General features: G+C 68.0%; 11 protein-coding genes and 1 tRNA gene. 9 read left to right on the top strand and 3 right to left on the bottom strand.

Annotated features, from left to right (window positions below; translation table 11 throughout):
• Positions 1–25: 25 nt before the first annotated feature.
• Together KXD98_RS23945 and KXD98_RS23950 are read left to right on the top strand one after the other, a co-directional pair.
• Positions 26–1063 carry an ArsA family ATPase gene (locus tag KXD98_RS23945; RefSeq protein ID WP_396881951.1) on the top strand — a complete coding sequence of 346 codons (1038 nt, stop codon included), beginning with the start codon at positions 26–28 and terminating at the stop codon, positions 1061–1063.
• 13 nt (positions 1064–1076) lie between these two features.
• A complete protein-coding gene (locus KXD98_RS23950) occupies positions 1077–2210 on the top strand; it encodes an ArsA family ATPase (protein WP_260760805.1) in 1134 nt (377 codons plus the stop codon).
• A 22-nt stretch (positions 2211–2232) separates the two neighbouring features.
• On the opposite strand, the gene KXD98_RS23955 is transcribed toward KXD98_RS23950, so the two are convergent.
• On the bottom strand, positions 2233–2589 hold the full coding sequence (locus KXD98_RS23955) for a WhiB family transcriptional regulator (RefSeq protein WP_260760806.1): 357 nt from the start codon (positions 2587–2589) through the stop codon (positions 2233–2235).
• A 295-nt stretch (positions 2590–2884) separates the two neighbouring features.
• On the opposite strand from KXD98_RS23955, the gene ponA2 reads away from it, so the two are divergent.
• From ponA2 to KXD98_RS23985, 6 genes are all read left to right on the top strand, one after another.
• A complete protein-coding gene (gene ponA2, locus KXD98_RS23960; protein WP_260760807.1) occupies positions 2885–5356 on the top strand; it encodes a transglycosylase/D,D-transpeptidase PonA2 in 2472 nt (823 codons plus the stop codon).
• 48 nt (positions 5357–5404) lie between these two features.
• Positions 5405–6352 (top strand): metallophosphoesterase, encoded by a 948-nt coding sequence (locus tag KXD98_RS23965; RefSeq protein WP_260760808.1) that lies wholly within the window; start codon positions 5405–5407, stop codon positions 6350–6352.
• Positions 6353–6405: 53 nt separating this feature from the next.
• The gene (locus KXD98_RS23970) at positions 6406–7518 is read left to right on the top strand and encodes a PLP-dependent cysteine synthase family protein (RefSeq protein WP_313901253.1); all 1113 of its coding nucleotides are present in this window, start codon (positions 6406–6408) and stop codon (positions 7516–7518) included.
• 164 nt (positions 7519–7682) lie between these two features.
• Positions 7683–7756: transfer RNA gene (locus KXD98_RS23975), tRNA-Pro, on the top strand.
• Between the two features lie 89 nt (positions 7757–7845).
• Complete coding sequence (locus KXD98_RS23980; RefSeq protein WP_260760809.1) at positions 7846–8982, top strand: MFS transporter; 1137 nt, start codon at positions 7846–7848, stop codon at positions 8980–8982.
• A 130-nt stretch (positions 8983–9112) separates the two neighbouring features.
• On the top strand, positions 9113–10039 hold the full coding sequence (locus tag KXD98_RS23985) for a phosphatase PAP2 family protein (protein ID WP_260760810.1): 927 nt from the start codon (positions 9113–9115) through the stop codon (positions 10037–10039).
• Between the two features lie 16 nt (positions 10040–10055).
• Here KXD98_RS23985 and KXD98_RS23990 read toward each other — a convergent pair whose 3' ends face one another.
• Positions 10056–10199, bottom strand: a complete 144-nt coding sequence (locus tag KXD98_RS23990) for a hypothetical protein (RefSeq protein WP_260760811.1) — start codon at positions 10197–10199, stop codon at positions 10056–10058.
• 10 nt (positions 10200–10209) lie between these two features.
• Positions 10210–11196, bottom strand: coding sequence for an LLM class F420-dependent oxidoreductase (locus tag KXD98_RS23995; RefSeq protein ID WP_260760812.1), 987 nt, complete (start codon positions 11194–11196; stop codon positions 10210–10212).
• A gap of 112 nt (positions 11197–11308) precedes the next feature.
• Between KXD98_RS23995 and KXD98_RS24000 the strand changes: the two genes are divergently transcribed.
• Positions 11309–14038 carry a LuxR family transcriptional regulator gene (locus KXD98_RS24000; protein WP_260760813.1) on the top strand — a complete coding sequence of 910 codons (2730 nt, stop codon included), beginning with the start codon at positions 11309–11311 and terminating at the stop codon, positions 14036–14038.
• Positions 14039–14064: the final 26 nt, after the last annotated feature.

The following is a 14064-nucleotide window of genomic DNA, read 5'->3' on the forward strand; positions in this document are numbered from 1 at the left end:
CCACCGGCTTGGCTAGCATGCACTGGTGGCAACCACACCGAACGGGACAACGACCGGTCCCAGGGCGGCCGGCTGGCCGTCTCGCCTGACCAAAGCCCGCCTGCACATCGTTTCCGGCAAAGGCGGCACAGGCAAGACGACGATTGCTGCAGCCCTGGCGTTGGCCCTGGCCGCCAACGGCCGCAAGGTGTTGTTGGTCGAAGTTGAAGGGCGCCAAGGCATTGCGCAACTTTTCGACGTTCCTCCGCTGCCGTACGAAGAGGTCAAGATTGCCACGGCCGAAGGCGGCGGTCAGGTCAATGCGCTGGCCATCGACACCGAGGCCGCATTCCTGGAATACCTCGACATGTTCTACAACCTCGGTCTGGCCGGCCGGGCGATGCGGCGCATCGGTGCGGTGGAGTTCGCCACGACGATCGCGCCGGGTCTTCGCGATGTGCTGTTGACCGGCAAGATCAAGGAAATAGTCACCCGCAACGACAAGGACCGCACCAAGCACGCCGTGTACGACGCCGTGGTGGTCGACGCGCCCCCGACCGGGCGGATCGCCCGGTTTCTCGACGTCACCAAGGCGGTGTCGGAGATCGCCAAGGGCGGGCCGGTGCATTCACAGGCCGAGGGCGTGGTCAAGATTCTGCATTCCGACGCGACCGCGGTGCATCTGGTGACGCTGCTGGAGGCGTTGCCGATCCAGGAGACGGTCGAAGCCATCGAGGAATTGCGTCAGATGAACCTGCCGATCGGCAGCGTCATCGTCAATCGCAACATTCCCGCGCATCTGCCCCCGGACGCGCTGACCCAGGCCGCCGATGGTCACGTCGACGCCGACGCCCTCCGGGGAGAGCTCGAAAAAGCTGGAATCATGTTGTCGGACAATGATTTTGCTGGTCTGCTGACCGAGACCATTCAGCATGCGACCCGGATCGCGGCACGCACCGACAGCGCCGAACAGCTGGACGAGATCGACGTGCCGAGGCTGGAGTTGCCGACCCTGTCCGACGGCGTGGACCTGGGCAGTCTCTACGAACTGGCCGAAGAGCTCGCCCGCCAGGGCGTGCGGTGAGCGGAGGACATCGATGAGCACCACCCCACCGGCCCTCGACATGGCCTCGATTCTGCAAGACCGATCCAACCGCGTCGTGGTGTGTTGCGGGGCGGGCGGTGTCGGTAAAACCACCACGGCCGCTGCGATGGCACTGCGGGCCGCCGAGTACGGCCGCACCGTGGTGGTGCTGACCATCGACCCGGCAAAGCGGCTGGCACAGGCACTGGGCATCAAAACCCTCGGCAACACTCCGCAGCGGGTGCCCTTGGCGCCCGAGGTTCCCGGCGAACTGCACGCGATGATGCTGGACATGCGCCGCACATTCGACGAGATGGTGGTGCAGTACTCCGGCGCCGACCGCGCCGACGCCATCCTGGAGAACACCTTCTATCAGACTGTGGCGACCTCGCTGGCGGGCACGCAGGAATACATGGCCATGGAGAAGCTGGGACAACTACTGGCTGAGGACCGGTGGGATCTGGTCGTCGTCGACACCCCGCCGTCGCGCAACGCGCTGGACTTCCTGGACGCCCCGAAACGACTGGGCAGCTTCATGGACAGTCGGCTCTGGCGACTTCTGCTCGCCCCGGGCCGGGGCTTCGGCCGGCTGGTCACCGGTGCGGTGGGCCTGGCGATGAAGGGGATGTCGACCATCCTCGGCTCACAGATGCTTTCGGATGCGGCGTCGTTCGTGCAGTCGCTGGATGCGACGTTCGGCGGGTTCCGGGAGAAGGCCGATCGCACCTACGACTTGCTCAAGCGTCGTGGCACGCAGTTCGTGGTGGTGTCGGCGGCCGAGCCGGATGCGTTGCGGGAGGCGTCGTTCTTCGTCGACCGGCTCTCCAGCGAGCACATGCCGCTGGCCGGGTTGATCCTCAACCGCACCCACCCGACTCTGTGCGATCTCGGCGCGCAGAAGGCCGCCGATGCGGCCGAGGCGTTGACGCAGACGAATCCGGATTCGGTGGCCGCGGCGGCGCTGCGCATTCACGCGGAACGGGCGTCGACGGCCAAACGGGAGGTTCGGTTGTTGTCACGGTTCACCGGCGCCAACCCGCACGTGGCGATCGTCGGAGTCCCGTCGTTGCCCTTCGACGTCTCGGATCTGGAGGCGCTGCGCGCGATCGCCGATCAGATCACCGGGGAGGCCGCGCAGGCCGGCTGAGGTTCGCTGAGGTTCGCTGGACTTAGCCAGCGCTGCGGTGCTTGCGCTGCGCGGCAAAGAAGTCAGCCCACGACACCACGTCTGGGTGTTGCTTGAGCAGGGCGCGCCGCTGGCGTTCGGTCATTCCGCCCCAGACACCGAACTCCACGCGGTTGTCCAACGCGTCGGCGCCGCACTCGGCGATCACCGGGCAGTGCCGGCAGATGACGGCGGCCTTGCGCTGGGCGGCGCCGCGAACGAAGAGCTCATCGGGATCGGTCTGCCGGCACCGCGCCTGGGACACCCACGCGATACGGGCTTCAGCTTCGGCACCATGGAGAGTGGATTGAGCCGACGGATTCACGGTGGCCTTGCGCACGGCGGGCTTTGTCACTGACACCTGCGATCCCCTTCGTTCTGGCCGCGCCCCGACAACGCAGACGAATTAGCACGGACGTCGATCACGGGGTGCGATCTACGCCACACTGCGAGTACTGGGTGTGACCTGTATCGCACTGTGCGCTCAATTTAGGTGGTCAGGCGCGGTTTGCGCAATACGTTCGTGACCAGTTTTTTGGGACGACCGTGCCGTCGTGCCGGTACAGTGTGCGATTCACATATTTGGCACGCGGTGCCGCAACGCGTTGTCGCTGCTCGCGCGGTGGCGGACTTGGCAGCGTCGCTACTCTGTACCCATGCCGGAGCAGTCCGAGACGCGGCCGACACCGCCACCGCCGAAGATGGTGACGGTCATCAAGTTGGCCTGGTGCTGCCTGCTGGCCAGCGTCATCGCGGCCGCGTTGATGTTCCCCGTCGTCGGTGGCGTGGGGCTGATGTCCAACCGGGCTTCCGACGTGGTGGCCAATGGCTCGGCCCAACTGGTCGAGGGCGAGGTGCCACAGGTGTCGACCATGGTCGACGCGAGAGGCAACGTCATCGCCTGGCTGTATTCGCAGCGTCGGTTCGAGATCCCCAGTGAACAGATCGCCAACACGATGAAGCTGGCGATCGTCTCCATCGAAGACAAGAGGTTTGCCGAACACAACGGCGTCGACTGGCAGGGCACACTGACCGGCCTGTCCGGATATCTCTCGGGAAACCTCGACACCCGCGGCGGCTCGACCATCGAGCAGCAGTACGTCAAGAACTATCAGCTGTTGGTGATCGCGCAGACCGATGCCGAGAAGCGGGCAGCGATCGAGACCACCCCGGCGCGCAAGCTGCGGGAGATCCGGATGGCGCTGACGCTGGACAAGACGTTCACCAAGCCGGAGATCCTGACGCGCTACCTGAACCTGGTGTCGTTCGGTAACGGTGCGTTCGGCGTGCAGGACGCCGCACAGACCTACTTCGGCATCGACGCTTCGGAGCTGAACTGGCAGCAGGCGGCCCTACTGGCCGGGATGGTCCAGTCGACGAGCACCCTGAACCCGTACACCAATCCCGACGGTGCGTTGGCCCGCCGCAACGTGGTGCTCGACACCATGATCGACAACCTGCCCGAATACGCCGGCGAGCTTCGCGAGGCCAAACTGCAGCCACTCGGGGTGCTGCCGCAGCCCAAGGAGCTGCCTCGGGGCTGCATCGCCGCCGGTGACCGCGCGTTCTTCTGTGACTACGCGCTGGACTACCTGGCACGCGCCGGCCTGAGCAAGGACCAGGTGGCCAAGGGCGGCTACCTGATCAAGACGACGCTGGATCCCGACGTGCAGTCCTCGGTGAAGTCGGCGATCGACAATCTCGCCAGCCCGAGTCTGCGCGGGGTGGCCAGTGTGATGAGCGTGGTCCGGCCGGGCAAGGAGTCCCATCCGGTGCTCGCGATGGCCAGCAATCGAACCTACGGGCTGAACCTGGACGCCGGGGAGACCATGCAGCCCCAGCCGTTCTCGCTGGTCGGCAATGGGGCGGGTTCAGTGTTCAAGATCTTCACCACCGCGGCTGCGATGGAGATGGGTATGGGCATCAATGCCCAGCTCGACGCCCCGGGCCGCTTCGAAGCCAAGGGCCTGGGCAGCGGCGGGGCGCGGGGGTGCCCGCCGGCGACCTGGTGTGTGCAGAACGCGGGTAATTTCCGCGGTTCGATGAATGTCACCGATGCGTTGGCGACCTCCCCCAACACCGCGTTCGCGAAGCTGATCGCCCAGGTGGGAGTGCAGCGCAGCGTCGACATGGCGGTGCGGCTGGGGCTGCGGTCCTATGCGCTGCCCGGCACGGCACGCGATTACGACCCGGAGAGCAACGAGAGTCTCGCCGATTTCATCAAGCGGCAGAATCTCGGCTCGTTCACGCTGGGGCCGATCGAGGTCAATGCGCTGGAACTGTCCAATGTCGGCGCAACGCTGGCATCGGGAGGTACCTGGTGCCCGCCCACCCCGATCGAGGCCGTCTTCGACCGCCACGGTGAAGAGGTGTCGGTGACCACCGAAACCTGCGAACAGGCGGTTCCCGAGGGTCTGGCCAACACGTTGACCAACGCGATGAGCAAGGACGACAGTGGCGCCGGCACCGCAGCCGGCGCGGCGGGCTCGGTCGGCTGGAACCTGCCCTCGGCGGGCAAAACCGGTACTACCGAATCCAACCGGTCGGCGGCGTTTCTCGGATACACCAACCAGCTCGCCGCGGCCAGCTACATCTATGACGACTCCACCGCACCCAGTGAGCTGTGCTCATACCCGCTGCGCCAGTGCGGGTCGGGCAACCTGTACGGCGGCAACGAGCCGGCGCGTACCTGGTTCAGCGCGATGCAGCCGATCGCGACCAATTTCGGTGAGGTCGTGTTGCCGCCCACCGATTCCCGTTACGTCGAGGGCGGGCCGGGGTCGCGGGTGCCCAGTGTCGCGGGCTTGCGCGAGGACACCGCCCGTCAGCGGCTGCGCGATGCCGGATTCCAGGTCGCCGACCAGTCCTCGCCGGTGAACAGCACGTCGTCGCGGGGCACCGTCGTCGGGACGTCGCCGAGCGGGCAGACCATTCCGGGGTCGATCATCACGATCCAGGTGTCCAACGGCATCGCCCCCCCGCCGCCGCCACCACCGCCACCGCCGGCCGGGATCCCCGGGTTGCCGCCCCCGCCGGTCGGCCAGCAGGTGATCGAGATCCCGGGCCTGCCACCGATCACCGTGCCGGTGCTGGGACCGCCGCCGCCTCCACCGCCACCGCCGGGCTGATCAGCGGGGAGATCGGTGGGTGAGCGCCGCTGGCAGTAAGCTGGGCCAATGCCTGCTCTCAAGACCACCGCGGCCGCAACACTGGGCACGCTCGTCGCGGGAATCGGTTACGCCTCGTTGATCGAGCGCAACGCCTTCGTCGTCCGTCAGGCAACGATGCCGGTCCTGTCTCCGGGCTCGTCGCCGCTGAAGGTGTTGCATCTCAGCGATATCCACATGCGCCCGCAGCAGCGCCGCAAGCAGGCCTGGTTGCGCGACCTGGCCCAGTGGGAGCCGGATCTGGTGGTCAACACCGGGGACAACCTGGCCCATCCCAAGGCGGTCCCGGCCGTGGTGCAGGCCCTCGGGGACCTGTTGGCTGTGCCCGGAGTATTCATCTTCGGCAGCAACGACTACTTCGCACCGCGGCTGAAGAACCCGGCCAACTACCTGATCAAACCCAGCCACCGCATCCACGGTGAGCCGCTGCCCTGGCAGGACCTGCGCGCGGCGTTCACCGAGCGCGGCTGGTTGGACCTGACCCACACCAAACGCGAGTTCGAGGTCAACGGCCTGCACATCGCTGCGGCCGGAGTCGACGACCCGCACCTGACGCGGGACCGCTACGCGACCATCGCCGGTCCGGCCAACCCGACCGCGAACCTGACGCTGGGACTGACCCACTCGCCGGAGCCCCGGGTGCTGGATCGGTTCGCCGCCGACGGCTACCAGCTGGTGATGGCCGGCCACACGCACGGCGGGCAGCTGTGCGTGCCGTTCTACGGCGCCATCGTCACCAACTGCGACCTGGACCGGTCGCGCGCCAAGGGCCCGTCACGGTGGGGGGCGCGCACCCAACTGCACGTGTCGGCGGGGATCGGGACATCGCCGTTCGCGCCGTTGCGGTTCTGCTGCCGCCCGGAGGCCACGCTGCTGACGTTGGTGGCCGCCCCGACGGGCGGTTCGGACGCCGGGTCGACGGCCAGTCAGTCGCACCCGACCGTATCGGCGCGGTGAACCCGGCGGGGTGTAGGCGACCGTCACGCGAATGGGTCGACAATGCGGTGCGGATGATCGAGGCCGACGCCCGCCGCAGCGCTGACACCCACCTGCTGCGCTATCCGCTGCCCGTCTGGGCCGCCGACCACGATGTAGCGTTGTACCTCAAAGACGAGACCACCCACATCACCGGCAGCCTCAAGCACCGGCTGGCGCGGTCTCTGTTTCTCTACGGGTTGTGCAACGGCTGGATCGGCGAGGACACCACCGTGATCGAGGCGTCGTCGGGATCGACGGCGGTCTCGGAAGCCTACTTCGCGGCCATGCTCGGCCTGCCGTTCATTGCGGTGGTGCCCGAGTCGACCAGCGCGGCGAAGGTCGCGTTGATCCAATCCCAAGGGGGCCGTTGCCATTTCGTCAGCGAGTCCGGTCAGGTCTACGACGAGGCGCAACGGCTGGCCGATGAGACGGGCGGGCACTACCTCGACCAGTTCACCAACGCCGAGCGCGCCACCGACTGGCGAGGCAACAACAACATCGCCGAGTCGATCTACGAGCAGATGGCCCTTGAGGCGCATCCGATCCCGGAGTGGATCGTGGTGGGTGCGGGCACCGGCGGCACCAGCGCGACCATCGGCCGATACATCCGGTACCGACGGCATGCGACGAAGTTGTGCGTGGTGGACCCGGAGAACTCGGCGTTCTTCCCGGCCTATTCCAGCGGGGATCCCGATGTGGTCACCGATTCCTCGTCGCGCATCGAAGGCATCGGGCGGCCGCGGGTCGAGCCGTCATTTCTGCCCGGCGTGGTGGATGTGATGGTTTCGGTGCCCGATGCGGCGTCGGTGGCCGCGGCGCATCACATCAGCCGGGTCCTGGGGCGCCGGGTCGGGCCGTCGACCGGCACGAACATCTGGGGCGCGTTTGCTCTGTTGGCGCAGATGGTGGCGGCGGGGTGTCGAGGGTCGGTGGTGACACTGCTGGCCGACGGCGGGGACCGTTACGACGAGACCTATTTCCGCGACCAATGGCTGATCAGCCACGGCATGGACCTCTGCGAGCCGGCCGCGGTGCTCGCCGAGTTCGAACGATCCGGACGCTGGCCGCGATCCGAACTGCGCATCAGTGGGCCGTCTGAAGTCAAGAACAGCCACAGCGCGGCCAACACGAAGAACCCCACGTAGATCGACGCCCCGAGCCCGGTCATATCGTGCCTCGTTTCCTTCGAGATCTGTTGCTCAGTGTGCACAACGCCACCGACACCGGAAATCCATCCCGCGGCGTGTTGCGCAGCAATGGGCGTTTGGCTTCGACGGCGTCGGGTGCGATAGGCTGTCGTGGCTTCACCCGGGGTGTGGCGCAGCTTGGTAGCGTGCTTCGTTCGGGACGAAGAGGTCGTGGGTTCGAATCCCGCCACCCCGACTCGTGTGACTGCACTGGAAGGCCCTGACCGGGAGACCGGCTCAGGGCCTTTCCACTTCTGGGGCCGCGTCGACGTAGCCTCGACGCCCATGGCGATCTCCGCGGACATCCGGGTCGGTATCGCCGGCGCCGCGGTCGTCGGGGTCGCCTTCGGGATGGCCCGCTACGCCTACGGTCTGACGCTGCCCGGCATCCGGGGCGAGCTGGGGCTGTCCGAACTCGTGCTCGGGCTGATCGCCAGCGCCACCTTCGTCGGCTACCTCGCCGGGCTGCTGCTCGCCGGTCCACTCGCCGCGCGCCGCGGGTCACGGGCGCCGACGACGGTGGGCGGGGCCTGCGGTGCACTCGGGGCGGTGCTCGTGACGGTCGCGCAGTCCCCCTGGCTGCTGGCCGTCGGCGCCGTCCTGGCCGGCGGGGCCGGTGGTTGGGTGTGGGCGCCGTACTCCGACATCGTGACCCGGACCGTGGCCACCCGGCAGCAGCCCAGGGCGCTGGCGGTGATCACCACCGGGACCAGCGTCGGGCTCATCGCCCTCGGCGGCCTGGGGGTCCTGGCGGTGATCGGCTCGTGGCGCCTGGTCTGGGCGGCGATCGCGCTGGCCGCCGTGCTCGCCGCCGTCGTCAACCTCGCGCTGGTGCCCCGCACCACGCCGACCGCACCCCGGACCGGCACGCGCAGGACCGAACCTTTGTCCGGGACGCTGCTCGTCCCGGCCGGTTACTCCGTGGTGTACTTCGCGGCCATCGTCATCTATTTCACCTATGCGGCAGACATTCTCGACCGCGGCGACCTCCCGGCATGGGTGGTGCCCGCGCTCTACGCCGTCGTCGGCATCACCGGTCTGGTGGCGGTGGCCACGGGCGCGGCGGCCCAACGCCTGGGCAGCCGCCGGGTCGCCGCACTGTGCCTGCTGCTGGTGGCTGCGGCGCTGGCGCTGCTCGGACTGGCCGGCAATTCGCTGGCCGCGACAGCGGTCTCGGCGTGCATTTTCGGTGTGGGCTACATGACCGGTTCGGCGGTGCTGGCGGTCTGGACCGCCGAACTGGTCCCCGACCAGGCCGGCGCCGCCTTCACAGCCTGTCTGGTCGTCGGGGCGCTGAGTTCGGTGGCGGCACCGGCCCTCGCCGGGGCGGTGATCCCGGGCCTGGGACTGGGCACGGTTTTGGCGGCCACCGGGGCGGTGTCGCTGTTCATCGGCGTCGTGTTGGTGGCATACCGGCGGTAATGTCGGCCCGGTCCGCCCTGCGCCGGACTTCCGGTCCCCGACTTCGATAGGTGCACATGTCAACGCGATCCCGGATCTCCGGTCGGGCGACTTTTCCGTTGTCCTGGAACAGGATCCGGGGCGATCACCGGTGACCAGGACACAGCGGCCGGCGGGGATCGCCGCCGATCACCGAATACGGCGCGCCCGATTCCAGTGGGCGGCGGTGCTGATCGTCGCGCTGCTGTTCGGCACCGCGGTCTACCTGGTGGCGGTGCACACCACGACGGGCCAACGACTGGAGGACGCGGCCCTGCGCGGCGCTGATCAGGTCAACCCCGAGCTGCGTCGAGTCGCGCTGGAGGCGTTCCACACCATCTCGCTGACCTCGCAACTGGCTGCGACGGTTGTGGTCGCGTCGATCGGCCTGCTCCGTCGCCAGGTGTGGCTGGCGGTTGCCGGAGCGGGCGTCATCCTCGGCGGACAGGCGCTCACCCAGGTGTTGAAGGTTTACGCGTTGTCCCGTCCCGACCTGACCGCCGCGGACGGCACCGTCGCGGAGAACACGCTGCCCAGCGGACACACCACCGCGGCGATGTGCCTGTTGTTCGCGACCTTGATCGTGATGCCGTACCGCTTTCGCGGCGTCGCGATGTTCGTCACGCTCACGTGGGCGGTCGGCATCGGCGCCTACACCGTCATCATCGGCGCGCACCGGCTTTCCGACACGCTGGCCGCCAACGCGGTGGCACTGTTCGTCGCGTCGGCAGCAGCGCTGCTGCTGGCCCAGACCGGCCGGATCCGCGCCGTGGTTTCACCGGATCCGCGCCGCTACACGCTACGGACGGTCTTCGTCGTGCTGGTGGCCACGATCGGGGCAGCCAGCCTGGCGCTGGGTGCGCGGCAGATGCTGTTGGCCGCGTCGGCCTACGTCAACGACGATCCGACCACCTGGAGGCTCTTCCTCAGCTCGCAGTGGCTGGCCGCCACCGGATCGATCGTCGCCGCCCTGCTGTTCTGGTGGACCTGGCACCGACTGGAGACCAAACGGCGCGGCGACCCGGTGGCCGCCCGCTGACGTCGAGACCCCACGGTCAGGCGGTCGGCTCCTCGGATCCCTTGTCGACATCCGGGGTCTTCTCGTCGATGTCCCCATCGCTCTCGACCCGGTTCTGCGCCGAGGCCGACGATGTGTGGGTGCCGTCCTCGTCGTCGTAAATGCCTTTGCCTCGTGTCATCGCGAACCTCTCATTTCGCGGCGCTGCGCAGCTTGTCCAACAATGGCGCGGCTGCCTTGCTCAGGAATTCGTCTTGGCTGTCCCCACCGACCTGCACCATGGCGATGTCGGTGAAGCCGGCCTCCCAGTACGCCCGCACGGCGTCGACGATCGCGTCGAGATCGGGCCCGCACGGAATGGACTCGGCGGTGTCTTCGGGACGCACGAACTGGGTGGCGCCGTCGAAACCGGCGGTTGTCGGCAGGTCGGAGTTCACCGCCCAGCCCCCGGCGTGCCAGCGGAACTGCTCGTGGGCCCGCTCGACGGCCACCTCGCGGTCGGGGTCCCAGCAGATCGGGATCTGGCCGATCACCCGCACATCGCCCGGCAGGCCGGTGGCTCGGCGGGTGTCGTGCCATTTGTCGACGACGTCGCTGTCGGGCTCGACGGCGATCAGGTGGTCGGCCAGCGGCGCGAAGTGCTCGACAGAGCGGTCCCCCGACACCGCCGCCGCGATCGGCACCGGCACGTCGGGGACATCCCAGATCCTCGCCGAGTCGACCTCGTAGTGCTCGCCTTTCCAGTCGACCAGCTCACCGGTGTGCAGCTCCCGGATGATCTGGATGGCCTCGCGCAGCATCTCGTGGCGCCGGGTGACGGTCGGCCAACCCGCGCCGACGACGTGTTCGTTGAGGTTCTCGCCGCTGCCCAGGCCCAGCGTGAACCGTCCGTCGGCCAGAATCTGCACCGTGGCCGACTTCTGCGCGACGATCGCCGGGTGGTAGCGAATGGTGGGGCAGGTCACATAGGTCATCAATTCGACCCGCGCGGTGGCGTGCGCGACCGCGCCGAGCACCGACCACGCATACGGCGCGTGGCCTTGGGCGGCCAGCCAGGGAAAGTAGTGGTCGCTGCACACTTCGAAGTCGAAACCGACGTCCTCCGCCGAAACGGCGTAACGGACAAGGTCTTTGGGTCCGCTCTGCTCAGTCATCAGGGTGTAGCCGAAACGCGTCATGGGCACGGGGTACCCGAGCTTCCCCAGGCAAAACTGTACGCGTCCTCACCTGCCCGGATAACGTCGGAAGTCGCAGGTTGCCACACCATGATCACCTGAGCCAGGAGGCCCGGTGCAGCTCGTCGGACGCGAAGTCCACCGACGTGCGCTCGATGACGTGCTCAGCACCGTGCGCTCCGGCCGCAGCCGGGCGCTGGTGCTCACCGGCGAGGCCGGGATCGGCAAGACCGCGCTCCTCGAATACGCACAGGAACAGGCGTCAGCCTTGCGGGTCTGCAAGATCACCGGCGTCGAGTCGGAGATGGAGTTCACCTTCGCGGCGTTGCCCACGCTGTGCACCGCTCTGCGGGCAGAGATCGATGACATTCCGCCCCCGCAACGTGACGCCCTGCTCGCTGCGATCGGTGAGCGTGCAGGGCCGCGCCCGGACGCGATGCTGGTGGGCCTCGCTGTATTGAGCCTGGTGTCCGAAGCGGCCCGCGCACGGCCGGTGATGCTCTTCGTCGATGATCTGCATTGGCTCGACACCGCGTCTCGGCGGATCCTCTCCTTCGCGGCCCGACGCCTCGACGCGGAGCCGGTCGGTGCCGTTTTCGCGACGCGGGTCATCGACGATGATCTCGACGGCATAGCACGATTGGTGGTCGGCCCACTGCACGACGACGAGTCCGCCGTGCTGCTGGCCCGCAGCCTCACCGGGCCCTTGGACAGCGCAATACGGCATCGGATCATCGCCGAGGCACATGGCAATCCGCTTGCTCTACTGCAACTTCCGCGCTCCCTGAGGCCATCGGAGCTGGCCGGCGGGTTTGGCGCCCCCGACGCCCCAGCTGTCCACAGTCTGGATGGTGTGCTGCGGCGTCAGCTCCTCGACCTACCGCTTTCCGCCCGTCGATTGCTCGCGCTCGCCGCCGCGGACCCGGCCGGGGACGCGTCGTTGACGTGGCGGGCAGCCGAAGTGCTGGGCATCGACGGCAGCGCCGCCCTTCCCGCCCTCGAAACAGGCCTCATCGAGATCGGCCACCGAATCGTGTTCCGTCATCCGTTGATCCGGTCCTCGGCGTACCGGTGTGTCCCGTTGTCGGACCGACAGCGGATCCACGGCGCGTTGGCAGCCGTGATGGATGAGGGCGTCGACTCGGACCGGCGTGCATGGCATCTCGGCCATGCCACGGTCGAACCCGACGATGCGGTCGCCGAGCAGCTCGAACGCAGCGGCGAGCGGGTACGGGGGCGCGGCGGGGTAACAGCAGCCGCAGCATTCCTGGAGCGCGCGACGATCCTTACCGCCGATCCGTCGCGGCGCTGCGACAGGGCGCTGGCCGCTGCCGAGGCGAAGGCAGAGGTCGGTGTGCTCGATGCCGCCCGCGACCTGTTGTCGGTGGTCGATGTCAGCGCTTGCACCGAGATGCAGCGTGCCCGCGCCGATTTGGTCCGCGCCCAGCTCAGTTTCATCGGACGACACGGCAACGATGCCGCTCCACTTCTGCTCGCGGCCGCGCGGCGGCTGGAGAGCATCGACGCGACGCTGGCCCGCGAAACCTATCTGGACGCGATGTCGGCCGCGCTGTTCGCCGGCCGCCTGGCAGGCGAGGCCAATTTGCTCGACGTGTGTTCGGCTGCCCGCCTCGCACCGCGCGGGCCCGACATGACCGGACCGGAGCACGACCTGCTGGACGGACTGGCCGAGCAATACCTCGGGATGCACGCCGGAAGCGCGAAGTTGCGCCGCGCCATCGAGGCTTACGGGACGGGCATGCCCGTCGACCGGGAACTGCGGTGGATGCTGCTGGCATGCCTGGCATCATCGCGGCTGTGGGACCTCGAGCAGCACGCCCGGCTGTCGGTGCGCTACCTGGAGCAGGTCCGTGCGACCGGCGCGCTGAGCCACCTTCCGTTGGCCTACAGCTGCCGCTTCGTGCCGCTGTTGTTCACGGGCGAATTCGACAAGGCAGCGCAGATCACCGAGGAGATGCGCGCCGTCATCGATGCCAGTGGCCAGCACCTCAGCCCCTACAGCTCGATCGTGTTGGAAGCCTGGCGGGGACGACGCGACGAGCTGACGGCCCTGTGCGACGCTGCGCGCTCCGACGCCGAAGGCCGCGGTGAGGGCCATGGACTGAGCGTCATCGCGTGGGCGACCGCCACCCTCGCGAACGCGAGGGGTGACTATCGCACCGCGTATGCGTGCGCCGAAGACGCCGCGTCCTGTCGGGGCGATGGCGCCGCATCGTGGTGGGCGCTGCCCGAACTCGTCGAGGCCGCATCGCGTCTCGGAGACCTCCACGCAGCACGGCGGGCCGCCGAACAACTGGCCGAGACCACCACCCCCAGCAAGACCGACTGGGGACTGGGCATCGAGGCGCGGTCGCGCGCACTGGTGAGTGAAGGACCCACCGCAGAGCAGAACTACCAGGAGGCGGTAGCGCGTCTCGGCGCTGGAGGTCTGCGTCCGGATTTGGCGCGGGCACACCTCGTGTACGGGGAATGGCTGCGCCGGCGGCGTCGGCGGGTCGACGCGCGGCGTCACCTGCGCTCGGCCCTCGGCCTTTTCGAGCAGATTGGCATGTCGGCGTTTGCCGACCGTACTCGTATCGAGCTTGCTGCCACGGGAGAGACGGTCCGGCCGCGGATCGCGGCACCGACAGACGTGACGTTGACGGCACGGGAGGCGCAGATCGCCCGCTTGGCACGGAAGGGGTTGTCCAACCCAGATATCGGAGCCCGGCTGTTCATCAGCTCTCGCACGGTCCAATACCACCTCGGCAAGGTCTTCACCAAACTCGGCATCAAATCCAGAAGCCAACTCGAGTGGGCCCTCACCAGAATCGACACACGCTGATACTGCACTGGCCAGTGGCCGATGCG

Origin of the sequence: Mycobacterium sp. SMC-4, assembly GCF_025263265.1 — a bacterium.
Taxonomy (GTDB): domain Bacteria; phylum Actinomycetota; class Actinomycetes; order Mycobacteriales; family Mycobacteriaceae; genus Mycobacterium.

Bases quoted from the DNA above. Each gene is read 5' to 3' on its own strand.
- KXD98_RS23980 (WP_260760809.1), top strand. From the start codon at position 7,846: ATGGCGATCTCCGCGGACATCCGGGTCGGTATCGCCGGCGCCGCGGTC.
- ponA2 (WP_260760807.1), top strand. From the start codon at position 2,885: ATGCCGGAGCAGTCCGAGACGCGGCCGACACCGCCACCGCCGAAGATG.
- KXD98_RS23950 (WP_260760805.1), top strand. From the start codon at position 1,077: ATGAGCACCACCCCACCGGCCCTCGACATGGCCTCGATTCTGCAAGAC.
- KXD98_RS23995 (WP_260760812.1), bottom strand. From the start codon at position 11,196: ATGACGCGTTTCGGCTACACCCTGATGACTGAGCAGAGCGGACCCAAA.
- KXD98_RS23990 (WP_260760811.1), bottom strand. From the start codon at position 10,199: ATGACACGAGGCAAAGGCATTTACGACGACGAGGACGGCACCCACACA.
- KXD98_RS23965 (WP_260760808.1), top strand. From the start codon at position 5,405: ATGCCTGCTCTCAAGACCACCGCGGCCGCAACACTGGGCACGCTCGTC.
- KXD98_RS23970 (WP_313901253.1), top strand. From the start codon at position 6,406: ATGATCGAGGCCGACGCCCGCCGCAGCGCTGACACCCACCTGCTGCGC.